The organism is Patulibacter sp. SYSU D01012, assembly GCF_017916475.1.
Taxonomy (GTDB): domain Bacteria; phylum Actinomycetota; class Thermoleophilia; order Solirubrobacterales; family Solirubrobacteraceae; genus Patulibacter.
The window spans coordinates 1,349,171-1,373,194 of the sequence record NZ_JAFMTB010000002.1 but is presented as its reverse complement, the minus strand read 5'-3'; the positions used below and the strand labels follow the sequence as shown (position 1 = coordinate 1,373,194).

21 protein-coding genes and 2 tRNA genes are annotated in these 24,024 nt (G+C 69.7%); 17 read left to right on the top strand and 6 right to left on the bottom strand.

The genetic code is table 11. The features are described from left to right. The first annotated feature begins 296 nt into the window (after positions 1 to 296). The gene (locus tag J3P29_RS15765; protein WP_210494896.1) at positions 297 to 1,322 is read left to right on the top strand and encodes a type IV toxin-antitoxin system AbiEi family antitoxin; all 1,026 of its coding nucleotides are present in this window, start codon (positions 297 to 299) and stop codon (positions 1,320 to 1,322) included. Beyond that, positions 1,315 to 2,196: a nucleotidyl transferase AbiEii/AbiGii toxin family protein gene (locus J3P29_RS20890; protein ID WP_210494894.1), complete on the top strand. Its 882-nt coding sequence runs from the start codon at positions 1,315 to 1,317 to the stop codon at positions 2,194 to 2,196. Before J3P29_RS15765 ends, J3P29_RS20890 begins: the two co-directional genes overlap by 8 nt. A 134-nt stretch (positions 2,197 to 2,330) precedes the next feature. On the opposite strand, the gene J3P29_RS15755 is transcribed toward J3P29_RS20890, so the two are convergent. Then, a tRNA-OTHER gene (locus J3P29_RS15755) sits at positions 2,331 to 2,396 on the bottom strand. A 195-nt stretch (positions 2,397 to 2,591) separates the two neighbouring features. Here J3P29_RS15755 and J3P29_RS15750 point away from each other — a divergent pair. The 5 genes from J3P29_RS15750 to J3P29_RS15730 all read left to right on the top strand — a co-directional run bounded on the left by J3P29_RS15750 (position 2,592) and on the right by J3P29_RS15730 (position 6,422). Next, positions 2,592 to 3,983 (top strand): tyrosine-type recombinase/integrase, encoded by a 1,392-nt coding sequence (locus tag J3P29_RS15750; protein WP_210494891.1) that lies wholly within the window; start codon positions 2,592 to 2,594, stop codon positions 3,981 to 3,983. A gap of 203 nt (positions 3,984 to 4,186) precedes the next feature. Beyond that, positions 4,187 to 4,567 (top strand): hypothetical protein, encoded by a 381-nt coding sequence (locus J3P29_RS15745; RefSeq protein ID WP_210494889.1) that lies wholly within the window; start codon positions 4,187 to 4,189, stop codon positions 4,565 to 4,567. A 72-nt stretch (positions 4,568 to 4,639) separates the two neighbouring features. Continuing rightward, complete coding sequence (locus J3P29_RS15740) at positions 4,640 to 4,834, top strand: helix-turn-helix domain-containing protein (RefSeq protein ID WP_210494887.1); 195 nt, start codon at positions 4,640 to 4,642, stop codon at positions 4,832 to 4,834. A 32-nt stretch (positions 4,835 to 4,866) separates the two neighbouring features. Further along, positions 4,867 to 5,136: a hypothetical protein gene (locus J3P29_RS15735; RefSeq protein WP_210494885.1), complete on the top strand. Its 270-nt coding sequence runs from the start codon at positions 4,867 to 4,869 to the stop codon at positions 5,134 to 5,136. A 200-nt stretch (positions 5,137 to 5,336) separates the two neighbouring features. After that, positions 5,337 to 6,422, top strand: coding sequence for a three-Cys-motif partner protein TcmP (locus J3P29_RS15730; RefSeq protein ID WP_282600100.1), 1,086 nt, complete (start codon positions 5,337 to 5,339; stop codon positions 6,420 to 6,422). Here the strand turns inward: J3P29_RS15730 and J3P29_RS15725 are convergent. Further along, positions 6,419 to 7,147: a phage Gp37/Gp68 family protein gene (locus J3P29_RS15725; RefSeq protein ID WP_210494882.1), complete on the bottom strand. Its 729-nt coding sequence runs from the start codon at positions 7,145 to 7,147 to the stop codon at positions 6,419 to 6,421. The two genes, J3P29_RS15730 and J3P29_RS15725, sit on opposite strands and share 4 nt — an antisense overlap. A gap of 881 nt (positions 7,148 to 8,028) precedes the next feature. On the opposite strand from J3P29_RS15725, the gene J3P29_RS15720 reads away from it, so the two are divergent. Genes J3P29_RS15720 through J3P29_RS15710 form a run of 3 tightly spaced genes read left to right on the top strand, consistent with a single transcriptional unit; the run spans position 8,029 to position 10,475 of the window. Beyond that, entirely contained in the window at positions 8,029 to 8,271 is a 243-nt protein-coding gene (locus tag J3P29_RS15720; RefSeq protein WP_210494881.1) for a hypothetical protein, read from the top strand. Between the two features lie 2 nt (positions 8,272 to 8,273). Beyond that, the gene (dgt, locus tag J3P29_RS15715) at positions 8,274 to 9,656 is read left to right on the top strand and encodes a dGTP triphosphohydrolase (protein WP_210494880.1); all 1,383 of its coding nucleotides are present in this window, start codon (positions 8,274 to 8,276) and stop codon (positions 9,654 to 9,656) included. A gap of 30 nt (positions 9,657 to 9,686) precedes the next feature. After that, complete coding sequence (locus J3P29_RS15710) at positions 9,687 to 10,475, top strand: TIGR02391 family protein (RefSeq protein WP_210494878.1); 789 nt, start codon at positions 9,687 to 9,689, stop codon at positions 10,473 to 10,475. An 898-nt stretch (positions 10,476 to 11,373) separates the two neighbouring features. On the opposite strand, the gene J3P29_RS15705 is transcribed toward J3P29_RS15710, so the two are convergent. Further along, complete coding sequence (locus tag J3P29_RS15705) at positions 11,374 to 11,778, bottom strand: hypothetical protein (RefSeq protein ID WP_210494875.1); 405 nt, start codon at positions 11,776 to 11,778, stop codon at positions 11,374 to 11,376. 66 nt (positions 11,779 to 11,844) lie between these two features. Between J3P29_RS15705 and J3P29_RS15700 the strand changes: the two genes are divergently transcribed. From J3P29_RS15700 to J3P29_RS15690, 3 genes are read left to right on the top strand one after another with little or no spacing between them, the layout of a single operon-like run. Further along, positions 11,845 to 12,252 carry a hypothetical protein gene (locus J3P29_RS15700; RefSeq protein ID WP_210494873.1) on the top strand — a complete coding sequence of 136 codons (408 nt, stop codon included), beginning with the start codon at positions 11,845 to 11,847 and terminating at the stop codon, positions 12,250 to 12,252. A 2-nt stretch (positions 12,253 to 12,254) separates the two neighbouring features. Then, positions 12,255 to 13,730, top strand: coding sequence for a hypothetical protein (locus J3P29_RS15695; RefSeq protein ID WP_210494871.1), 1,476 nt, complete (start codon positions 12,255 to 12,257; stop codon positions 13,728 to 13,730). Continuing rightward, the gene (locus J3P29_RS15690) at positions 13,730 to 18,010 is read left to right on the top strand and encodes a hypothetical protein (RefSeq protein WP_210494869.1); all 4,281 of its coding nucleotides are present in this window, start codon (positions 13,730 to 13,732) and stop codon (positions 18,008 to 18,010) included. The genes J3P29_RS15695 and J3P29_RS15690 overlap by 1 nt, the downstream gene beginning before the upstream one ends. A gap of 213 nt (positions 18,011 to 18,223) precedes the next feature. Here J3P29_RS15690 and J3P29_RS15685 read toward each other — a convergent pair whose 3' ends face one another. Continuing rightward, positions 18,224 to 18,553, bottom strand: a complete 330-nt coding sequence (locus J3P29_RS15685) for a hypothetical protein (RefSeq protein WP_210494867.1) — start codon at positions 18,551 to 18,553, stop codon at positions 18,224 to 18,226. Between the two features lie 472 nt (positions 18,554 to 19,025). Between J3P29_RS15685 and J3P29_RS15680 the strand changes: the two genes are divergently transcribed. Further along, positions 19,026 to 20,354 (top strand): DUF3987 domain-containing protein, encoded by a 1,329-nt coding sequence (locus tag J3P29_RS15680; RefSeq protein ID WP_210494865.1) that lies wholly within the window; start codon positions 19,026 to 19,028, stop codon positions 20,352 to 20,354. Beyond that, positions 20,351 to 20,650, top strand: a complete 300-nt coding sequence (locus J3P29_RS15675) for a hypothetical protein (RefSeq protein WP_210494863.1) — start codon at positions 20,351 to 20,353, stop codon at positions 20,648 to 20,650. The genes J3P29_RS15680 and J3P29_RS15675 overlap by 4 nt, the downstream gene beginning before the upstream one ends. A 537-nt stretch (positions 20,651 to 21,187) precedes the next feature. Here the strand turns inward: J3P29_RS15675 and J3P29_RS15665 are convergent. Then, a complete protein-coding gene (locus J3P29_RS15665; RefSeq protein ID WP_210494859.1) occupies positions 21,188 to 21,622 on the bottom strand; it encodes a hypothetical protein in 435 nt (144 codons plus the stop codon). Positions 21,623 to 22,039: 417 nt separating this feature from the next. Then, a tRNA-Arg gene (locus J3P29_RS15660) sits at positions 22,040 to 22,113 on the bottom strand. A 506-nt stretch (positions 22,114 to 22,619) separates the two neighbouring features. Here J3P29_RS15660 and J3P29_RS15655 point away from each other — a divergent pair. Both J3P29_RS15655 and J3P29_RS15650 read left to right on the top strand, forming a co-directional pair. Continuing rightward, a complete protein-coding gene (locus tag J3P29_RS15655) occupies positions 22,620 to 23,063 on the top strand; it encodes a hypothetical protein (protein WP_210494857.1) in 444 nt (147 codons plus the stop codon). A 146-nt stretch (positions 23,064 to 23,209) separates the two neighbouring features. Continuing rightward, complete coding sequence (locus tag J3P29_RS15650) at positions 23,210 to 23,992, top strand: DUF427 domain-containing protein (protein WP_210494855.1); 783 nt, start codon at positions 23,210 to 23,212, stop codon at positions 23,990 to 23,992. The last annotated feature ends 32 nt before the right edge of the window (positions 23,993 to 24,024 follow it).

Here is a 24,024-nt window from a genome sequence, read left to right as displayed (position 1 = left end):
GCATCGTCGACCCGGCCTCGATGACGACGAGCGCAGTCGCCTCGTCCGTCTGCGCGACGCGGCGCGCGACGTCGGCAAGGGCGCGGTCACGGGGGATGCTCACCGCGCCGCTGAACGGCCACATCGATATCCGACCCGAGATCTCGTGAGGCTGGCCGAGCCGCTGGCGCGGCCGCGGCTCCTGTCTTAACCGCACGAGTTGCTCAGCCGTGCAAGTCGTGACGTTTAGACATTTTCTGCGTATACTGTCGAACTGCCCCGTCGAGGCAGCCCGAGTCTGTATGCAAGCACGTGCAATGGAACGTGAGGCGGTGCGCCGGCTCCCCGGGCTCCTCGCCGACCTGTTCGACGAGCCCCACATCGACACCTCGTGCCGTGTCGAGCGGGCCGACTCCGGCGCTGACCTCATCATCGAAGCCGGCGGCCGCCGGTGGTTCGTGCAGCTGAAGAGCTCGAGCAGCCCAGGCATCGTGGCAGCCGCCGCGGAGCAGCTCCAAGCGCAGGCCGACCCGGACGTGCGCGGCGTGCTCGTGGTGCCCTTCATGACCAGCGCCGGTGCGCGCACAGCCGACGAGCGACGAATCAACTGGATCGACCTGTCTGGCAACGCGCACCTGCGCGACGACTTGCTGCACATCTGGGTCCAGGGACGTCCGAACGCCTTCCCTCGACCCGGCCGGCCCGCTTCGGCATTCGCGCCCAAGAGCTCGCGCGTCGCGCGGACCCTGCTGCTCGACCCGACGCGGTGGTGGCGCCAGAAGGACCTCAGCGACAGCACCGACCTCGATCCCGGCCGTGTGTCGCGCATCATCAAGCGCCTTGCCGAGGGGCAGCTGTTGGAGCGCGACGGCTCGCTCCTTCGGCCCCGTGACCCCGATCTGCTGCTTGACGCCTGGGCCGAGGAGTACCGCTTCGACCGTCACGACATCCAGACTGGGCATCTCACCGGCACCGGTCTGCAGCTGGCCCAGGACGTCCACGACCGCCTCGAGCGTGCCGGGGTCGATCACGCGCTCACCGGCCTGCCCGCCGCCTACGCGCTCGACGGTTTCGCCCGCTTCCGTCTGATCAGCGTCTACGTCGCCGGCGACCCCCGCGACGCCGCCGACGCATTGGAGCTGCGCCGCAACGACCGGGGCGCCAACGTTCAGCTGATCGGCCCCGACGACCGTGGCGTCTTCGACGGCAGCGGCAACGTCGACGGCCTACCCTGCGTCGCGCCTGTGCAGGTCTACCTCGACCTGTTGCATCTGCCCGAGCGTGCCGCTGAGGCCGCCCAGGAGCTGCGGGCGGGCAACTCCCTGTGGAGGCGGAGTGTCTGAGAAGCCTCGCCACCGCTCCGGCTACGGCCAGGACGAGCTCGAACAGGTCAAGGCCGCTTGCCTGACCGTCGCGGTGACGCTTGGCGCCTACCTCGACGACGTCTGCATCGTCGGCGGGCTCGTGCCGGCGCTGCTCATCGACGCCGGCCGGCACGACGCTGGCGACGACGACATCCACCCCGGCACCAACGACCTCGACATCGGCCTGGCCCTCGCGCTGCTTGACGAGCAGCGCTACGCCGAGATCGCCGACCGGCTGCGCGCCGAGGGCTTCCAGGCCGACACCAACAAGGCGGACCGTCCAACCCTGCAGCGCTGGCGGATGGGCGCGCTGAAGGTCACGATCGACTTCCTGATGGAACCGCCGTCGCCGCACGACCGGCCCGGCAGCGTCCAACCCCTGCGGCCCGACTTCGGCGTGCTCCTCACGCGCGGTGTCGAACTCGCCTTCGACGAGCGTGTCCTGGTCGGCCTCGACGGCCAGACCCTCAACGGCGAGCGGGTCTCCCGCGAAATCCCGGTCTGCGGGCCGGCGGCGTTCGTCGTCCTCAAGGCGCTGGCCTTCGGCGACCGTGCCGAGCCGAAGGACGCCTACGACCTCGTCTACGTGATTCGCCACACGCACGGCCGCGGTGATGCGATCGCGCGGGGGCTCGCGCGACACGCCGAGCGAGACGCCGAGGTCGTGCAACGCGCGCTGGCGCTGCTCAGCCGTGACTTCGATGCTCCTGACGGGCTCGGTCCCAGCCGGGCGGCGGATTTCACGCTCGCAGACGAGCAGGAGCGGGACGCCGACGCCGCGGACGCGCACGGCTTCGTCGACGATCTCCTGCGGGCAGCTCGGCACGAAGGCCTGTCGTTCGCTGAAAGCTGACGCAGTCCTGTTGACCGGCGCGGGGCGCGCACGTCGTCGTCGACGGTGCCGTTTGGTCCCCAATCGCTCATTGGGCATCTGGCGGCGGCCGCCAGAAACGGCGAAACCCCCGCGTTTGCGGGGGTTTCGTGGAGCGCGCCCGATAGGATTCGAACCTATGACCTTCGGTTCCGTAGACCGAAGGAGGCCGTCCGGAACGCTAGCTTTGGTCAGGTACGGTCTGGCAAAACGCCTTTTGGAGCTGGTGATCCGCCGGAGTTCGGTACCCGGACTGGTACCCACCTCGCTTGGTACCCACCGCCGACTCCGCTGGTACCCTCGTCGTCGAAGCGGCAAAGGAAAGCCCCCGCGCGATTGCAGTCGCCGGGGGCGCGGACACGACGAGACCAGGCGCCATGTCAGGCATCAAGAGTACGACCCCGTCGCTGATAGTCCGCGTCGGACCGAACGGCTCGCCGTTCTACGAAGCGAAGTGGCGCGAGCGTCAGCCAAGTGGCGACTCCCGCCAGGTGAAGCGGCGCCTTGGGCCGGCATGGGTGGAGCCCGACGGCAACGGCGGGTGGAAGAAGCGCCGTGGCCGCACACCGGACGGCTCGCTCGACCCGCGGACGGCGCACGTCGCGGCCGCGGCGATGGTCGAAGCGGTCACCGCAGAGAGCACGCACAAGCTCGAGCAGGCAGCCCAAGACGATGTGCTGACCGTCCGAACGCTCGCCCGCGACTTCCTCGACTGGCAGCGGAACGTGAAGCGCGCCAAGCCGTCGACCATCCGGGACCTCGAGACGATGCTGCGCGAGCCCGGCAACGCCCACGTTCGCGGCTCAGGCACGTCCACCGGCCGCATCATGCGCGCGTTCGGCGACCGACCCGCGGCCGACGTGACCGCCCGAGAGGTGTCCGAGTGGCTGCGCGAACTCGACAACGAGACCGACAAGGATGACCGCCCGGCGCTGACGCCGCGGACGGTCAACAAGTACCGGTCGGTCCTGCACTCGGTGTTCGCCTACGGCATGCGCGCCGACACCCACGAGCTGCCGTCGAACCCGGTCGCCAGCACCGACAAGCGCAAGGAGCCGCCGGCGCCACGTCTCGACTTCTACGAGGTCGAAGAGGTCGAAGCTCTAGCCCGCGCATGCGAGGCCGGCCTGCAGCGCCCGAAGAGCACACGGGCAGCTGGGCCGCTCGCGTTCGGTGACGACGAGGTCGAATGGCGGCGTGCCGAGGACCGCCAGGACGCCGAGGTCTTCCGGGCCCTCTTCTACAGCGGCATCCGGCTCGGTGAAGCGCTCGCGCTGCGCATCGCCGACGTGACGTTCAAGCCGGACCTATCCGGTGCCGTCCTGCATGTCCACCGCGCCGTTTCTGCGGGCGTGGAGGGATCGACGAAGGGGGGCCGCGACCGGTTCGTCCCTGTCGGCCAGCAGGGCGCTCAGGCGCTGGCCCGCGCGATCAGCCGGACGTACTGCACCGAGGCCGACGACTACGTCTTCTGTGGCCGCGCCGGCGGACGCCTCGATGACTCCGCGCTCCGGAAGCGCTACAAGCGGGCGTGCGCAGCAGCGGGCCTGCGGCCGATCAAGCTGCACGGTCTCCGGCACGCCGCCGGGTCGATCATGGCGCGGTCCATGCCGCTCGTCAGTGTCCGTGACGTTCTCGGCCATGCGCAGCTGTCGACGACGAACCGGTACCTGCATGGCAAGGTGGAGGACAGTGCGATCGCTGCGATGAACACCGCGTTCGGTGCTGCCCCCGCCGCGAGCGAAGCGCCGGACACGCAGGTCGCCTAAGACGTCTGTTGCGTTCCGCCGGGTGGCGTGCGTAGGATGCCGCCACCGCTAAACCAAGGTGCCCCCTGCGACGCGCCAACGTCCAGGGGGCTGGCCCCGAAGGATCAGCTTCGAAGCGGCATGCACGGTACTCGGCATCAGTCGACCATGCACGCACTGGCTTCCTCGTTGCACCGGACGGGTCTCCGATCAGGGAGAACCCAATGAGCACCATCACCGCTGACCTGCCGACGCAGGTCACCCTCAACGCTGCCGAGCGCGCGATCCTCGGCGACCAGCTCGTCATGTTGATGCCGGAGCTGCAGGCCGACGCCCCGCTCGGCCAGCTGCGGACCACGATCGACAGCCTCGAGCGGATCTACCGGCTGCGCCACATGCTCCAGGCCGTGAGCGGCGGCGACGTCTCCATCGGCGACGTGGGCGTCATCGGTCAGCTGCGAGACATCGTCGTCAGCAACGCTACGGACGCCCTCGCGGGGGAGGAAGCGCACCAGGACCGCGCCACGGCGAAGACTTGGCACGCGCTCGAGGACAAGCTGCAAGTCGACCGTCGCGCCCTGGCTTTCACCGGCGGGCTGAGGTAGAAGACGAGGGACCCCGGGCGGGCAGCCGATCGCTGCCTGCACCAGCCCCGGACTCGACGCGCGGAAGAACGCATGGGCCTCACCCGCGAAGACGTAATGACTGTTGCGGACGCGGCCAAGCTGCTCGGCATCTCAACCTCCGGCGCCTACAAGCTGGCGCGGGCTGGCGAGCTTCCGGGTGCGCGGCGGTTGGGTGCGCGGTGGCTGGTGTTCCGGCCGGCGCTCGAGGCGTTTCTGCGGGGCGACGAGATCCCGCCGGTCCCCTAGCGACCTCTGCGGGCGACCGTCAAGGTCCACCCATGGACCCAAACCTCGCCCGCGAAGGCCGCTGGTACCGCTACATGGCGGAAGGCGGCCGTCAGCTGCACGAACGACTCCGGGTGCGCGGCGACTCGAGCCGCCGTGCCGTCGAGATCATTGACCTTCTCGACCGCCGCGCCGACGAAATCGGCACCCCTGGCGTCGAGCAGCTGCAATACCCCCTGACGGGCCGTCAGGTGAACGAGCTGATCGACGCAGGCGTCGAGACGTTCTACCCGCAGGGCCGCAATTACCTCCAGCGCGAATAGTTGCGGTTACACCATTCCCGACGAATCGCAGCGGGAACCACGGCAACCGCGCGTAGGCGCTCTACTATCCCGGGCGCACGAGAGCGCCCGGACGAGTCGAAGTAGCTGCATGCGGCGGGGGTGCTTTCGGTAGGAATCGGATGGGCCGCGTCGTACACCGTGAGCGCATGCCGATGTTTCATCGCTCTTGGACTCCCTAGATGCCGGCTCCGCGAAGCGTCCTTTGGGACTACCAGCCTCACACCGCTGCTAAGCACCTGTTGCTTGAGAAGTACCTCGATGCGTGGTTCTCAATCTTGGGCCAGACGCCCGGGGACCTCGTGTTCGTGGACGGCTTCGCAGGGCCGGGGGAGTATCGGGCTGGCGAACCGGGGTCACCCTTGATCGCGCTCAGCCGCTACGAGGCGGCACGAGCGGCTCACGGCTCCCGTTTCAGGGCGAGGGTGCAGTTCTGGTTCATCGACGAGGACGCAAGACGCGTCAAGCATCTTGAGGGACTCATCGAACGGCGCTTCCCCAAGGCTGCCGTAACGACCAAGGTCGGCGAGTTCGCGGCGGTCTATCCGCATCTTTACGCCGAGCGCGCCTCGGGCCTTCGGAACCCCGGCGTGTTCGCTTTTATCGATCCGTTCGGAGCAGACGGTGAAGCAACGATGACCGCCGCGCAGATCGTCGCGGTCAGACGGTGCGAGGTCTTGCTCTACGTGCCGACCAACTACATCAATCGGTTCGTCGATACTCCCGAGTTTCGTGGCCGCCTGGCGGCTATGGAGCCGCACATCGACTGGGATGAGGTCGCGTCGGTGCCGGGCGACCGCCGTGGAGCCATCAGGGACGCCATCGCGAGGCTCCTGCAGTGCGACTGGGTGCGTTGGTTCGAGATCACGCCGGCCTCGGGGCACAACACGTATACGATGATCTTCGGGACGAACAGCCCGGTCGGCCTACGCCGAATGAAGAAGGCCATGTGGGACGTTGACCCCCAGGGGGGCACGCGATTCCGCGATACCACCGATGCGGCTCAGCAGACGCTATTCGCTCCGGAGCCGGACTACGGCGATCTTCACCGGCGCCTCCGGCGCCATTTCGGAACAGACGTCTTCACGGTCGCAGACGCCCTCGATTACACCTTGTTCGACACCCCGTATCGGGACGACAAGCACCTGAAGAAGACGGTCCTCGCGCCGGCAGAGAAAGCCGGGACGATGCGAGTGGTGTGGGCGCCCGCGGGGCGCCATCCGCGAACGTATAAGGACCCGCGCATCCGCTTGGCGTTCGTCGCCTAGGCTGCGCGCACGGCAGGGCCTCCCGGCATCTCGTCCCACAGCCGACCGTCGAGCTCGCGTCCGTTCGCCTTCGGTCGGTGGCCGCCCCACTGCTTGAAGAAGAACGCGACACCCGCCTCAGTGGTTCGGTCGCGGATGTCGCGCACCCACTCGAGCTTGACCGGGCGGTACCCAGGTCCGGATTCGCCGCCGGCTATCAGCCAGTCGATCCCGTCGAGGTTCAGACCCTCAAGCTTGCCCAGAAGCGGCTCAGCGCTGATGAACTTCACTGCGGCCTGGGTCCGACGCAGGTAATCGGCGCGCTTGACGAAGCGTCGGTTCTCGATCGATACGCCCATCCACACGTTCGAGGGCCAGGGCAGCTCGGGCGCTATGTCGGCGAGCCTCTCGTGGCGCTTCGTGAGGACTTGAAAGGTGTGGTGCTTCGCCTCGACCATTGTGTCGAAGACCTGTCGAATGAACTGGACCGGGACCTCCTCGTGGAACAGGTCGCTCATGCTGTTGACGAAGATGAGGCGAGGTCGCTTCCACTCGAGTGGCTTTCCCAGGCGTTCAGGCCAGAGACGCAGGTCGAAGCCCTGTTCGTACGGGTGGCCGGGGACGCCGCGCCAGCGCTCGGCGAAGGTCTCCGCGTAGCAGTGGGCGCATCCCGGCGACACCTTGTTGCAGCCGGTGACTGGGTTCCAGGTTGCCTCGGTCCACTCGATCGCGCTTCCGTCGGCCATACGCGCAGCGTACTGACGTACGGTGAAGGCAGGCGGGAAATGCAGGGGTTTTCGGCCCGCGGGGTCCAGGCCGACCGCGGCCGCTGGCGAGGCTCGGCACCCGGGTCCAACGCACGACGGCAACTGGCGGGTCCGCGTGCGCCGTGGCTGGATGCCCGGGACACGCGATCGTCTGGCGCTGCCCTGGTCGGCGCCTTATAGCGCCCCGAGATGGGAGGAATGGGAAGAATGGGAGCGAAGGGCGACAACGTCGCCGTGAAGCCCGGACGCGTCATACACGCCCCTGCGCGTACGGTGATCGCGGGAGCTGGCAATCCATCGCTGCGGACGTGGCGGCCTCGCCGGACGCATCTCTGGCGGGATCGGCGCGTTCGTCAACCGACCGACTCGCGGCTCTGGACGCCGGCGTCTACGGTCTGTCGCTCGTGCTGGCTGGCGTGGTGCTGTTGTCCGTCGGCACGTGCGTCATGCGGGGCTGCAGCGCCTCGGAGCTGACCCGCGGGAGCCGGACGGCAGCTCTCTGACCGCCGGGAAGATGGGCGTAGGTGTCGTGATCGTCTTGGCGCTGTGGTGCTGGCCGCAGGGATCGACGCGGTCTGCCATGAGCGCCGTGCCAAGTCGTGCGAGCGGAGGTTGGCGCACCCCTAGGCGGGCAGGATCGCCAGCGTCGCCGTCTGGGGCGAGTGGCGCTCTTGTTCTATGGGCGCGGCGTGTCTTCCGGCGCGGCTACGGGGGCCAAGCGCCGGTTCGCCCGACTGGCGGGCGTCGGCGTTAAGGGGACGGTTCACCTGGTCTGTCCGGTACTAGATCTATAAGTGGCTCTGCGAACGGTGCCTTTCGTAGTCCGATACGGGGTACAACGGGAGCGAGGAGGAGCAAGCATGGGTGACGAAGCCGAACTGACAGAGCTGGCTGCCGCGGTGACGCAGGCGCGAGCTGCCATCTACGAGCGGGCGAAGTCGGAGCCGGATCGTTGGTGGTCGCCGCGCGAGCTCAGCGACCCTGAGATCGCCGAGCGTGCCACGCCCACCGTCCTCATGATCGCGTTGGGGCGACTCGTCGCCGAGCGCCAGCTCGATAGCGACAGTCGGCACCGCGTCCGCGTGTCGTCGCAACACGCCTGATTATGCGCGTTCCCGTCCGGGTCCCGACGGATGAGGAGAAGCTCCGCCTAGACGATCGCATCCCCGCCACGCTGGCGCGGGGAGAAGGCGCCACCGCGGGGGGACGACCCGTCCCGAACGACGCGCCTCGAAGCCGCTATCGCACCGGTGGGCAACGTGATCGCGACCGCATCCTCTACGCGTCGGCGTTCCAGCGGCTGGGCGGGGTGACGCAGGTGACCGAGCCCGAGCTGGGGCACGCGTTTCACACCCGGCTGACCCACTCGCTCAAAGTCGCACAGCTGGCACGGAGAAGCACCGAGAAGCTCCTTCTTGGCGTCGACCAGGCGCATATCGTTGGGAACGCCGCGCGGCTCGTGAGCTCGTTGGACCCGGACGCCTCAGAAGCCGCCGGGCTCGCCCACGACCTCGGGCACCCACCGTTCGGCCACGTGGCAGAAGAAGCTCTCGAGCGCCTCAATCCCTCGGGCGGTTTTGAAGGGAACGCCCAGAGCTTCCGCATCCTTACCCGTCTCGCCATCCGCGAACCGGCCCCTGGGCTAGCCCTCACCCGCCGAACGCTCAACGGTGCGCTCAAGTACCCGTGGGCGCGACGTCCGCATGTCGAAGCGCAGAACAAGAAGTGGGGCACGTACGTAGAAGACGTCGAGGCGTTCGACTGGGCCCGCCGGGACTCGGCGCTTGACCAGCCGTCCCTCACCGCGCGCCTGATGGACTGGGCCGACGACATCACCTACGCAGTCCACGATGTGGATGACTTCTTCCGGGCCGGCCTCGTGCCTCTCGACCGCCTGGCTGCCGGTAACCGCTCCGAAATCGCTCGGCTGCGGGAAGGCCTTGAGGAACGAGGCAAGGACGACATCGACGGCCTCATCGGTGCCCTCCAGGATGCTCTGTCCGGCTTCCTCATCGATGAGGCGTACGACGGCGGCGTCGACCAGCGGGCCGCACTTCGCGACTTCGCATCCAGCCTGATCACTTCCTACCTGAACGCAATCTCCGTTGAGGACGACCCGACCGACCCGAACTGCGCGTGGCTCAGGATCGAAGAAGATGCCGAGCGGCAGGTGGCCGTCCTGAAAGAACTGACGTGGGTTTACGTCATCCAGCGTCCGTCTCTCGCCGTCCTTCAGAGCGGCCGCCGGCAAGTGATCAACCGGCTGTACGAGACATACTTTGAAGCGACGGAACCTGGCGGCGACGCGCGGCTCTTGCCCCCGGCTTACCGCCCCCGTCTCAAGTCGGCGCAGACCCCGGCTGCACGCCACCGCCTGGTCACGGACCTCGTCGCAGGACTCACGGAGGCGTCGGCGCTTGCCCTGTACCGACGTATCTCGGGTGTCGATCCAGGGACGGTCCTCGACGCTGCCGCCCGTGGCGCGTAGCCCGGCCGCGCGACCAGCAGACCGCGCCTGATGTACCGCACCGCCCTGACGCTCGACCTCGTCAGGGACTGCCCGGCCGCCGAGCTGGCGTTCCTGATTCTGCCCGAGCTCGACGCCGCTCGACCCTTCAGAAGATCTACCTACATCGCGACGACGCTCCTGGCGATCGCCGAGCCGAGAAGTGCCAGCACGGTGGCAACGCACTCCAGCGCGGTGCTGAGCCGCCACAGCGACGAGGCGCTTAACCTCGCGAGCGCCCTCCAACACCTCGTGAACAGTGGCCTCCTAGTCAACTGGCCGCCCGCCGACAGGTCTCAACCCAACGACAGCCGCGCCGACGTGTACCAGCTCACCCCGTGGGGGCGAACGGTTCAACAGAAGGGCCCAAACGCAGTGGCCTTCGCCCGCGCAACCCGCCGGCTCGGCGTCGACCTCCATGAGACGCTCGCCGAGAAAGTCCGGCCACTTGTCGCCGTCGGCGCATTCGAACAGGCAGCCCTCGTCGGGCTGCGCAGCGTCGAGGCCCGCGTACGGCGACTAGCGGGAGCGCCCCGTAGTAAGAACGGCCGACTGCTCGTCGGCGTTCCCCTGATGCGCCATGCGTTTTCGCCGGACGGTGGGCCGCTCGCTGACCCGGACGCCGACGCCGGGGAGAACACGGGGACGATGGAACTCTTCAGCGGGGCATTCGGCGCCGTTCGGAACATCATCGCCCACACCGAGGTCGAATGGGCCGACTCCGTCGAGGCCGCAGAGTACGTGCTCCTCGCCGACCTACTCACACGCGTCTTGGACCGCATCGAAGCCCGGATCGACTAGGTCCCGCACGCGGCAACCCGCGCGATTGGCGGCCATGGGAGCGCCCAGGAAACGCCTAGGCCAAACTCCGCCGATCTGTTCGTGCAACACCGCCATCAGGGTCGCCGCTCCATAGGGCTGGCGGTTTTCGCGGCCTTGGCTCAGGTGGCCGTCGCCGCGGGGAAAGCCGGCCCCGTGCTGCGGAGCGCCACCTCCACCTGCTACTCCACGAACAACAGACGGGCGCCGAACGGGACCGCCGGGATCTCGCCGCGATGCACGTACAGCACCACCGTTCGCGTCGAACAATGACCAGCTCCGCCACCTCCAGAACTGTGCACACGTCCTCCTTCGTCGGTCTCGTCATGCCGCGTCAGTAGGTGACGGATCGAGCGCCCACTAGAGCACTCGAGAACCGCGGAAGAGACCGCCGCATGATGAGCCGGCACGCCACAGGCCGAGCCCGCGACGAACGTCGAGACCCGCACGCAGCGGTGATGGCGTCGGCCTTGTGGACGGGGCGCCCAACTTTCCTATGCAATCCGGCGCAGCTGTTCCGCTGGCAACAGCACGGACCTCGGTTGCACAGCGGTGCTGGGAGGCCGGGCGTGCGCGTCTCTCTTGAGCACTCCACCATCCAGGGAGCCGAAAGGCAGCGGCCACCGGGCCACCCGGCCACCGGGCCGCCGGGTCAGCGGCGAAGAGGCAGGGGCACGCGCGTGCGGTTGCACGACGCGTGCAGGGCGGACGCCGACTGCCGACCGCCGGCACCAGCTAACGTCGCCGTCGGCTCTACGGGCTCGCCTTCCTCGCCGATGCGACGTTGCCCGCCCTCGCTTGTCGCTACTGCGTCGCCCTCTTCCCACGCTCTCGCCTGCTCGCCGTTGACGGATCGGTGGCAAGTGGCGGTTCGGCCACCTCAGCGGCGTCTCGCTGCCGCCCGCCAGTCGAACGAACCGTCGCCAAAGAAGGCGGCCGGCGGCTGCGGCGCCCGGTCAGCGAGGTACGGCGGGCGGTCAGCTGCTTCGGCACAGATGATTGCCGTCGCGGCGATTGAGACGTACAGCTCACGGAGGTTGCCGACGCCGGCGTAGCCGTACCGGAGCAAGCCGCGCATGGCGCCGAGTTGCTTAACCTCGAGCTCCAACGTCTCAGGCATCAGGCACGACGCAGCCCTGGTGGTGTCACGAATGCGCTTCGTCGCAACGAGGGCCACCTGCTGTTCGACCTTTCGCACCCGGCCGCGGAGTGGGCGAGGGTATCCTGTGATGTCCTCGCGGTACCGGACGTCCGCGTCGTCGTCGATGGTCTCCGTTTCAGGCACCGGCCGAACGTAGCCCGACGCCCGAGAAATGCGTCATCTCTTGCGACGATCGGTGGACTGGAGGGCATGGCTGACGCCCAACCGCCCAACACGCCGACGAACTCGACTGGGGAGTTCGACGAGGCCGACTTCATCAAGGAGACGCTGCATCGCACCCGCCAGCGCGTCGACCTCCTAGCGTCGGCTGTCCAGGAGCTGCTGAACCTGACGCTCGGCGACCTCGACGTGACGTCGCTGCTGCCTGCACTCGAGCGGGACGAGACGGCAAATCTCTACGCACTCGTCTCGATGGCTCGCGCGCTTGAGCCCGACGACCGCGAATCCATGGGCGAGACGTGGCCGCTTCCGCCGTGGGCCATCCGAATGCACCCTGCGGCACGAGACCGCGCGGGCGTCGGGCGGTTGGCAGGCGCGCGCCTCGCCTATGACGGTGTCGATGCATTCGACGGTCTCCGGCGGGATCGAGAGGACTGACGATGGCCGGGAACGCAAAGTGGGTGTTTGGTGCGCCGGCGGTTCCGATCAAGACGTCGAAGCTGAAGAAGCCGCGGCCGGTGTCGGCGCCGGTGATGGCACCGAAGAAGCCTGCCGCACCGAAGAAGCCGAAGGGGACGGGCGGGTCCGGAAAGGCACAGGCCGCCCAGAAGCCGTGGCATGACCCGTCGCGGACCGCTGCGCGTGACGCGGTGCTGTCGGGGGCGCTCGAGAACCCGTTGAAGCCGCTGTCGGGGGACGCTGCGCTGGAGTTCGCCCGGTCGCTGGTGGCGGCGCGGCAGGCGCCGGTGATGCAGGAGTTCGACCGGCAGGAGCAGCAGACGACGGCCCGCAACCGTGTGCAGTCGGACCGGCAGGCGGCGGGGTCTCAGGCGCTGCAAAACCTGATCGCGCAGCAGGCCGCCAACGCGCAGAGTTCGCAGCAGAACGCCCGCAACCAGATGCTGGCGGCGGCGTCGATGCAGCAGCAGGGCATCGACCAGGCGGCCGGTGACGCACGGGCCACGATGGAGCGTGACGCGCAGGTGCGTGGTGCCGGGCTGGATGGTGGTGCGGCGGCGCAGCTGGCGCAGGAGCAGGCGACCGCGAAGGCGCGTGGTCTGTCGGGTTCCCAGATCTCGCTGGATGCGCAGACCGCGGCGGGCGAGGCGGGGAATCAGCGGCTCAGGGAGATCGCTGCGGCGTCGGCGCAGCAGGGCGCGGAGCGTCAGGGTTCGCTGTCGGCGCAGTTGAACAACCAGCTTCGCGACCTGAACCAGGGCCGGTCGAAGGCGGTGTCGTCGGCGCAGGAGGACTACATCTCGACGCTGCTGAATCTGCGGCAGCAGGGTGCGCAGACGGAGCTGGCGGTCAACACGCTCGGCCTCAACCAGCAGAAGGCCGCGGCGGACGTGGCGACGGAGGCCGCGAAGATCAAGGCGTCGGCGAAGGAGAAGGCGACTGACCGCGCGTTCCGGGCGAAGGAGGCGCAGCTGACGCGTGACGCGCGGTCCGAGGACACGGACAAGCGGCTCGAGGCGCAGCGCGAGCTGACGCAGTTGCGCGCCGACCAGGCGGCGGAGAAGGAGCGCCGGCGGCAGCGCGAGAAGGACGCGAAGGACAAGGCGAAGCTGACGCCGGACGATCGGCAACGCCGCGGCTTCATCAAGCGCGTCGACCAGATCACCGAAGCGGGCGATCTGTCGAACGCCCGCCGGAAGGCCAAGAACCCGTCGGAGTTCCGGAAGCTGCTGGCGGACAACCTCGGCGTGAACGACCGGTTCGCGCGGCAGCTGCTGTCCGATCTGGCGTACGGCGGTCTGCGGCCGAACACCATCCGGGCGTACAAGGCAATGTATGGCCGGAACCCGCCGTCGAAGTGGGCGCGATGGAAGGCGGCGCCGAAGCGCGGCGGCTTCACCGGCAACGCCACCGACGCGGTCGTTGGTGCGATCACCGACGCCCTGGGGGGTCGCTGATGCAGGCCGATGGGAAGGGCGGCGGGCGTCGCGGGTCGTCGCTGTCGCAGCGCGGGAAGCCGAGGAAGCGGCCGCCGGCCGGCTCGAAGCCGGATGCGGGGTTCCTCGGGAATGTCCTGGGGACGGTCACGGGGTCGGTGGCGGAGGGGTCCGCACGGGCGCAGGGCAAGAGCGACCGTGAGGCGAAGGCGGTCGGGCAGCGTGAGCGCACCCGCGTGGTGCGCGGCCAGGTCGTCCGGCAGTACACCGGCAAGACGCGGGCGGAGCGACAGCGTGCCGTTGCGGCGGCGGAGCGGCGTGCCGCGAAGGGTCGGGCGTCGGATAACGATCGCGAGATCCTGGCGGTTCACTATCGGCGTGCGCAGCAGTCGCAGGATCGCGAGACGAAGACGGATGCGGCGAACAAGCGTCATGACGCTGCGGTGCAGATGCAGCGGCTGTCGGAGGCGATCGGCGGGTTCACGAAGCCGTTTGGCCGGGTGAAGCCGAAGACGTCGGCGCTGCAGGAGATCTTGGGGTCGCTGACGGGCGCGAAGGCCGGCGAGACGCTGAAGGATCTGGGTGGCGGCGCGGTCAATCTGGCGGCGGAGAGCGTGGAGGGGATCAGCAAGTCGCTTCGCCGGTCGAGTAGCGGCGCGATCCCTGGCGGTGGAGGCCGGCAGGTGCGGGCGGGTATCGCGTCGGATCTGCCTCGCGCTGCGTTGCTGCCGGTCGCGACGTCGGTGGAGGTCGCGAAGGTCGTCAAGGACGACCCGGGCCAGGTGGGCCGGCTGCCGGGTGATCTGGCGAAGATGGTGAAGGACATCCCGGCGGGGGTGATCCAGGCGGCGAAGGACCCGGCGGGGGCGGGGAAGGGCATCCTGGCGGACTACAAGCGACGGTACGGGCCGTTGGTGGAGGGCCGCAACGAGGAGTTCCGGGAGCGGCTGAAGAAGGAGGGCATCGCCCCGGAGGTCGTGGACGTGATCGGCACGTTCAACACGGGTGGTGGTGCGCGGGCGGTGTCGGGTGCGTCTCGGGCGGTCGCGAAGACGACACGTGAGGGGTCCAGGGCGAACCGTGCGGCGAACGCGGTGTCGCGGTTCACGGATGCCCCGCGCCCTGATCTGTTGGTCGCGCCGAACAGGGCGAAGCCGCAGCGGAAGGCGGGGAACCTGCCGGGGCTGGTGGTGCAGCGGACGGTGGACCGGGCGCGGTCGCGGCGCGTGACGAGGCAGCTTGAGCAGACGCGGGAGGGCCGCCAGACGCTGCCCGCGGGCAGGACCAGGAAGGAAAAGAAGGAAGGCGAGCGCATCCAGCTGCTGCGCCAGCTGGTGTCTGGCGTCCGAGGCATGGTCCCCGACGAGGGCCAGGTCGTCCCGCTGCGCAAGGGTGCCCGGAACCGTGCGGCGCGCAAACAGGTGTCGCGTATCCAGTCGACGGCGTTCCGGCGGATGGACCGGCTGTCGACGAAGCTGACCCGTGATGCGGGCCGGCGGTTCCGGGCGCTTAGGCCGATGGAGCAGCGCGCGGCAGTCCATGCGCTTGAGGGGACGATCAACCCGCTGGACGCGCAGGCGTCGATCAAGGCGATCGACCGGCGCGTCGCGATGATCACCCGCGAGCGTCGCGAGGCGCAGGTTGCGGACCCCGGCGCGTATGCCGCGCAGTACGCGCCGCTGGTGAACGACCCGAACGTGGACGAGCTGGTGCAGCTGCGGGAGCTGAGGGACCAGCTGGAGGCCGACCCCGATGCGGTGCTGACGCCGCGACTGCGGGAGTTCGTGGCGTACGAGCAGCAGCGCCGCCCCGCGGTGGAGCGCGTCGCGGGCGAGTCGGTGCGACCGTCGACGCAGAAGGCGCGCCGGTACGCGCCGCTCGGTGAGCTTGTCGGGACGCGTGAGGCGTACGTGCCGCGGCGTTCGGCGATCGACCGGCTCGAGCAGGTGACGCCACGTAAGGCGCTCGAGGACATCGGCCGCGAGCTGAAGCGCGCCCGGTCGGGGCGTCGGGATGCGCGTCGTTCGCGGGAGCTGGCGGCGGAGGCGCGGGCAGTGCAGCAGCTCGTGGGGTCGCGGCCGATGAACCGGAAGGTGCCGGCGGACGTTCTGGATCGCGCGCGGACGGTTGAGGCGGACCGGTTCGCGACGGCGACGGAGAACGCGGCTCGGGCGCAGGGGCTTGGCACCCCGGACCCTGTGTTCGTCAAGCACCGCCGGAACTCGACGGCTGGCGTCGCGAGTCAGTTCTCGGGCGGCGGCGCCGAGCGAGGCGCGGTCGCCGGGCCGAAGAAGTCCAATCTGTCGCTGTTTCTCAAGGGGTTCCGGGACACGTCGGACCGAGCGTACGAGCTGGGTATCCAGGAGTCGATCAAGCGGTCCGTGCAGTGGCGGATGGTCAACGAGCTGTTCCAGGATCTCGTGCCGGAGTGGGCCAGGAACAGCGGGAAGGGCTTCACGCTGAAGGAGTGGGACAACGCGGCTCGGAAGCAGCTGATCGACGAGCAGGACTGGGTGGCGTGGGCGCCGAAGCGTCTCGAGCGCGACACGGTCGACGTCCCGGACGACGGCGAGGTTGGTGGCATTCCCGAGGGGGAGCTTGTCCCGCTGAAGGACGTCCGCTCGGTCAACTGGAAGACGACGGATCGGTTCTTCGTGATCCCGAAGGACGCGATGGGGGAGATGAAGCGTGGGGGCGCTGAGTCGATCACCCGCGCCACGCGGGCAGGCCAGAAGTTCACGGGGCTGCAGTCACAGCTGATCTTGGCGTCGATGCCGACGTACGGGTTTCGGCAGGCGGTCCAGAACGTGCCGGTGACGCTGATCGCGGTCGGTGGCCGGTGGGTCGATCCGGTGATGTGGCGGAATCTGAAGGCGTACCGGCAGGCCGCCAAGCTCAAGCCCGACCAGTTTGACGACGTCCAAGACGTTCTAGGTGTCCGGTCGCGGTCGCTCGACGCGGTGAGGACGGAGCGGAAGGGGTCGGTGGATCTGGACGCTCGCCGGTTCGAGGGGCAGCTGGTGCACACGTGGGGCGGCCTGTTCGGCGCGTCTGCCCGCGACTACTTCATCGCACCGCGGCGCTCCGCCGGCGCGGCAGGCACGGCGTCGCAGGCGGCACGGTCGGCAGGCAAGACCGCGACGACGCCGTTCCGGTTGACCCGTGACGCGAATCTCGCGTTCGATGCCTGGCAGGACCGCCTCGCGCGCACCCTCGCCCTTGCGGCGGAGGACGCCCGCATGTCGCGTCGGCCGGCGAAGGCGTGGGCGGACAAGGTCGCCAAGGGCACCACGGAGCAGGCGAAGCGGATGGGTCCGCTCGCGCGGGCGCTCGAGCTGCCCGAGGACGAGCTGGCCGAGCTCGCACGCACCGCGGAGTTCCGGCGGATGGTCGAGGACGCCGCGGACGGGATGACGCGCTGGCTGGGCGACTACGCGAACTACACCCAGAACGAGCAGCGGATCGCCCGGTCGATCATCCCGTTCTACGGATTCGCGCGGCATTCGACGCGGCTGCTGTTCTACGAACTGCCGGTGCACCATCCGTTCACGTTCGCGGCGATGCTGTCGCTGTCGGGCGCGTCGGGTCGGGAGAAGGAGCGGATGTTGCGCGACTACCTCAAGCAGGTGGGCCGCGAGGGCGACATTCCGGAGATGCTGCCCGGTCTGGCGCTGATGGCGAACGGGTCGAAGCTCGAAGTGCTTGACGGCCGGTGGATGAACCCGCTGACGGGCCCGGTGTTCGAGGTGACGAGCGAAGGTCTCGGCGGCGCGACGAACCTGTACACGCCGCTGCTGAAGGGCATCCTGGAGTCGCAGTTCCAGACGAACCTGTTCACGAAGCGGGCGCTGTCGAACGCGCAGGGCGCCGTTGACTCGAAGGACAACCCGCTGACGGTGGCGGATCAGGGGCGCGTGATCGCGAACCGGTTCCTGGGGTCGCTGTTCCCGTACCGCGTCGCGAACGATCTGGTGAACGGCCGGAAGGGCAAGCTGACGGACACGTCGCTGCTGTTTGACCCGCAGCCGATGCCGTACAAGCAGAAGGACTCGGTGGAGCGCAACGACCGCCGGAGGGCGGACGCAGCCGGGTACGACGACATCGACCGTCTCCTTGACCAGCTGATGCCGCTGCGCAGGCGGCCGGCTACGTCGGTATTGAACGCCGCGGAGGCGGCGACCGAGAAACAGGTTGGCGGCACGGTGGACAAGAAGACGAGGAAGCCGCGAAAGCGCGCCGACTCGGGCGGTTGGGGGGGCTCGTCTTGGGGCGGTAGCAGCTGGGGCAGCGACGGCTGGTAGGTACGCGAGCGTCCAGCGAGAAACTGGTGGTTCGGGTGCTATCGGGTCGACTCGCTACATTCGCTTTGTCGGCTTGAAGAACCGCGTCGCTGCGATGAGCCCCGCCCCCTCGGCGGGGCTCATTTGCGTTCTGGCCGCCTGGGGCGGTGGTTCAATGGGGAGCGCGAGGGTCTAGCGACACCTCCGTTCTTCAGCAGTCGACCAAGGAACACATCAGTGACATCCCCACGGACCCGCCCGGCGAGCCGCCGGCACCGGTCCCACCCCGACGTGGTGGCAACACTGCCGCCGACGTACTTCACCGATGAGACGGTGCGCCGCCGCATCGACGCCGCCGACCGCGCTGCCCATGCCGTCGAGCCCCTGCTCGCACTGACGCCTGACGAGGCCGCGCACATCGCACGCCTTGCGGCGTCCATCGCGGACGAACCGACCGACGGCAGCGGCGCTGACATCCTCGCGATGCAGCAGCGTCGGCGTCAGCGCGCAGCCAGGCACCGTGCACGAGGCATCGGCATCCTCGCCGCCGAGAAGGCGAAGCATCGGCTGCGTGCGCCGTTGTCCACCCTGACGTGCGCCGTCGGCATGCGGACGACGACTCGTGGCACCTCCCGGGCCCGCCGCGACCGACGACGCTCAGGACCAGGACGCCAACGACGTCTTGCGTCCGCGGACGGCGACCCAGCCAGTCCATGCGGTGCTACAGCCGCCCCGCCTGCGACACGCTGGGGGGTCCTCTGGGGGCGTTTCTGCCGTTTCTCGCGGGCTACGTCGGCGTTCCCGGGCACCTCTGGGGGTGCGCGATGAACGTGACGCACGAGGTCGTGCTGAAGACCCTTCGCCGGGGCAGCGACCGCACCGTCAGCTGCTTCGTGGCATCGCCGCGTCGCACCCCGGTAGGGCTCGAGGTGCGCGTGCCGTCCCCGGCGACGCCCGCCGGCTTCATCCTCGACCGCTTCGCACACGACCGGGTCGTCGCAGTACGCCCCATCCCGAGGCGCAAGGAGGCGGGACGATGACCGCCGCCACGGCCCCGCTGCCCGACGTGGTCTTCCAGACGGTCCTCGGCGGCATCGCCCAGGACCTCACGGCCCACACCGAAGCCGACCCCGCCGTCGTCCTGCTGCATCTGATGGCCGGCGTTGGCGCCGCCGTCGGACCGCACGCCCACAGCGACTGGTCCAGCCACCACACTCCCGCACGACTCTTCGTGCTCGCCGTCGGAGGGACCGGCAGCGGCAAGGGAGCGTCCGAACGGATCGCGAGCCGACTCCTTCGCCAAGCACTCCCCGCCTGGAGCGACGAGGGCATCGTCGGCGGCCTCGTGTCCGGCGAAGGGCTCCTGGCCGCGCTCGGCGGCGAACCGCGTGACCCCGACGAAGATGGACCGCCATTGCCCGTCACAGGGCGATCGCTGCTGGCCATCGAGCCGGAGTTCGGACGCGTGATGGCCTCGTCACGACGCGACGGAGCCACGCTCTCTCACCTCGTCCGAGAGCTGTGGGACAGCGACCAGGCGGCGTCGATGTCGCGGCAGCGTCCCCTCCGGGTCAAAGGCGCGAATCTGTCGCTCGTCGGGCACATCACGCCGACCGAACTCCAGCGCGTCGCGGACAGCAACGCGATCGAGAACGGGTTCCTCAACCGGTTCCTGCCCATCATGGTGCGTCGCGGGCCGCTGCAACCCTTCGGCCCGCCGCGCTCTCTGCTGGCTCGCGACCGGCGGAACGAAGCAGCGGCCGAGGTGGCGGCTGCGGTTGAGCACGGCCACAGCGTGGGGTGCGTCGAACTCGACCCGGTCGCTCGCGGCCTGTGGGCGGAGCTGTACTACCGCCTCGCGCCAGAACGGCCGTTTCTCGCCGGCGCGCTACAGGCGCGGGGCATCGCGCACGTTCAACGACTCGCGCTCGTTCTAGCTCTCGGCGACCGAGACGACCACGTCCGACACATTCATCTCAACGCGGCGTTCGCGATCTGGACCCGCGCGGCGGCGACATGGGCGGAGCTCTACGGGGAGCGGACCGGCGATCCGCTCGCGGAGCGGCTACTCGCCGCCCTCCGCGATGCGAAGGGCCGCGGAACCGGCGTGTTGACGCGCACCGAGATCCGCGAAGTCGTCGGCTCCAACAGCGTGCCGGCCGCCCGCATCAAAGACGCGCTCGAGAAGCTCCGCGCTGCTGGCCTCGCGGACAGTGTGGAGTTCCGCCCGGGCGGTGGCGGCCGGCCTGCCGAGGTCTGGGCCGCCGTCGACGATTCCGACGAAGACGCCGCAACCCTTCGCTCCCTTTCCTCCCAAAGCTCCCATCCCTCCCATAGCGGGGACGACGGGAGGGCAGCCGCATGACGGAGCTCACGATCGAGGAGGCAGCGAGGAAGCTCGGGGTCACCACGACGCAGCTCGACGCTGTCGTCAACGGCAAGAAGGGTCGGTCGTCGGCATCGCGTCGGCGACCGGGCGCCGCGCGGCACGACAGCCGATGGCTCAACCCGAACTGGCGCCTGAACCGCGACGGATACTGGACCGACGGACGCGCCACCATCTGGATTGACGACGCGACCCGGGCCGCGGTAGATCGAACCTACGAGCGCTGGTGCCGAGAACGCGGCCAGGAGCCGCGGCGCAGGGGGGAGGCCGTATGACCGGCCAGCCGGCTCCGCGGTCCCTCGGGCCACGCTCGTCCGCCCCGCCACAGAGACTCACCCGCGACGACATCTGCACCGCCGCGCAAGTCGCCGAGATCTTCGGCTTGGCGAAGAGCACGGTCTACGACCTCGCGAACCGCGGAGAAATTCCCGGCGCCTTTCGCATGGGACGCCGGCTTCTCTTCTCCATGCGGGCACTCGATGCATGGGTGCCGTGAACGATCCGTTCGACGGCCCGCGGTGCACCGCCTGCGGACGACCTACCGTCCGCAGGCCCCGCCCCGGCTACCCTCGAGGCCGCGACCCCGCCCTCGCACTCGCCGGCCTGTGCGCCGGCTGTGACGCCATCCAGGCGCTACGCGAAATCGCCGACGAGGAAGAGCGTCGCGGACGACAGCGCGCCGAGGCGCTCGTCGATCTGCTCGTCAAGACGGCGACGCCGAAGCCGCCGCCCGAGCCGCGCGTCACGGCCTGCGGCGGCAGGGTCCGTGACCCAGGACCACGGGACCGCCGACGACGCGGATGCGAGCCGCGTCAGTAGTCCGACGGGACGACCACGAACTGTCGCGACTTCGCGACGATGCGCAGGTACCGGTCTGACGTCGTGCGGTTCTTCTGCCGGAACAGGACAACGCGGCCGGTACCAAGGCACCACTCTGCAGCTCCGGACGTCAGCGCGGCCGCTTCGGGCGAATACTCGACCGAGAACGGCCGCCGGCCGAAGAACGAGTTCACCGAGTCGTAGTACGCGCACCCCTCGTCGTCCTCGTCCGCGTTGTCCATCAGCAACGCGAGTTCGTAATGCCAGCCGACCGGAGGCGCCGACCGCGGACGGACCACAACCTCGAGGGCATCTGTAGTTCCGAAGTCGCCAGACGGGATCGACACCACCCGCGCCTCAGCGGCCGCCGCCGATGCGAGAGCAGCACCCACGACCGAGAGCGCGACGGCGCCAACGCGACGAAACATGCGCGTCAATGTACGACGCACACGGCCTAAGGGCGTGCATCGCAGACGCCCGTACGAGTCCGGTCACGCGTTATGCCAAACATCGACACGCCGGCTCACTCAGCAGAACAGCGCCATACCCGACGCCGCCAACGCGAGGAGCAAGCTCGACGCCAGGGGGAGAAAAGGGAACCTGCCGCAGATCAGGAGTCCCAGATCCCGGCCCCCTCCCCCCCGGGGACCCCGGGGTAGGGCGGGACAGCATCGGCCGGGCCGGCGGGCGCCTCGTCGACCCGGCGGAGGCAACGCGGAGGAGGCGGAGTCGGAGCGCTCAAGGGGGCGTTTGGTACCCACGCTCGGTACCCACGACCGCCGGGGCGCTCGGGCCGACAGCCCCGGAAACGACAAAACCCCCGCAAACGCGGGGGTTCTAGAAGGCGCGCCCGATAGGATTCGAACCTATGACCTTCGGTTCCGTAGACCGACGCTCTATCCAGCTGAGCTACGGGCGCAACGAGAGAGAACTGTAGCGGGCCGGCCGGAAACGTGTCGGCTCGTCGCGCGGACGGGCCCGGATGCAGGGCGGGCTGCGTGCGCTTGGCCACGGGAGCGCCCGCCGGGGCCGGCGGGCGAAGCGGACCGGGGCGTCCGGCCCCGCTCGACGCGCCGCCGATTCACCGCCGTGGCCGGCCGATCGTGCGCCGTACAGGGGAGATCCGCCAAGCGGACCGCGGTCAGCGTGTGACCGGGTTCACCGTCCGACCCCTCTTGCGGGACGGATCGCCGCCGATACCTTGGAATGAGCGCAGGGGCTGCCCTCCGCGGCGCGGCGTCCGGTCACAGCACCGGCGAAGCCCGGAGGGACGGACGGCCCCGCACCGCCGACGCACGGAACGCGTCGCGGTCGCGGGGGCGTCGGCGTGCTCGTCCGCGTCCGCCATCCACGGAGGGGCGGACGGCGGCCGGCACGGACCCGTGCGCAGCTCCACGCACATCACCACCCAGAGACACGCCGCAGATGATCCTGATCTCCGTCCTCTCCACCGTCGCCGTGGTCTTCGGCCTCGGCGCCAACCTCCCGCAGATCTCCCGCATGGCGCGGTCCCGCACCGCGGCCGGCCAGAGCCCGATCGGCTGGGCCATGGGCGCGCTGACGAACCTGTGCCTCGCGTACGTCAACCTCGTCGGCCTCGGCGCGATGGTGCTCGGCGTCGCGAACCTCGTGACCGTCGTCCTGTGCTCCGTCGCGATCTCGCTGATCCTCCGCTACGGCGGCGAGGCCCCCGCCGAGGCCGCCCGCCCGGCCGCCCCCGGGCACGACACCCTCGTCGAGATGCCCACGCAGGAGCTGATGCTGCTGCGCGAGGCCGTCGACGCCGCCGAGCGCCGCCGCGCCGAGTGGCGCGCCGCCCAGGCCCTGGCCGAGGGCCGCGACCCCGAGCAGGCCCTGGTCGCGGCGTAGGCCGCCGGCCGGGCCCGCGCCCGGCACCCTCGCCGGGCGCCGATCCGGCGCGCACGTCGGCGGCCCCGCTCCCGGCGACCGCCGCCGGCGCGGCCCGATGCGCCCGGGCCGCCAACGTCCGCCCGCCGCCGTGCCACGCTGGGGGCATGACCCTCACGCTCGGCACCGGGCCGCTCGGCCGCACCGACGGCGCGTTCAACTTCGACCTGCAGGGATCGAGCCCGAAGCACCGGCTCTTCCTGCAGCCCTACGGCCTGCGCGTGCGCGCGTCGGTCGGCGGCGCGATCGTCCTCGACACGGTCGCGGCGCAGCTGCTCCACGAGACGGGGCTGCCGCCGCGGCTCTACGCGCCCACGGGCGACTTCCGCGTCGAGGCGCTCGAGCGCACCGACACGCGCACGCACTGCCCCTTCAAGGGCGACGCCTCGTACTGGTCCCTGACCGTCGGCGGCCGCACCGTGCCCGACGCCGTCTGGGCGTACGAGGACCCGCTGCCCGCCGCGCCGTGGCTGCGCGGGCTGGCCGCACTGGACCCGCAGCACGTCGAGGCGTGGTTCGTGGAGGACGAGCAGGTGACGGGCGGCCTGCGCGACCCGTACCACCGCGTCGACGCGTACCCGACGTCGCGGCCCGTCGAGGTGCTGATCGACGGCGAGATCGTCGCCCGCACGACGAACGCCGTCCTGGTCGCCGAGACCGGCCTGCCGCCGCGCGCGTACGTTCCGGCCGTCGACGTCCAGGCGCCGGCGGGGCCCGGATCCGGCCTGCGGACCGTGTGCCCGTACAAGGGCGAGGCCGCGTACTGGACGGTCGCGGGGCGGCAGGACGTCGCCTGGAGCTACCCGTTCCCGCTCGCCGGGGTGGCGGCGATCCGCGGCCTGTGGGCGTTCGACGACAGCGTGGAGGGCGTCGAGGTCCGCGTCGGCTGACGGGAGCGCCCGCCCGCGGCACGTGCCGCGGG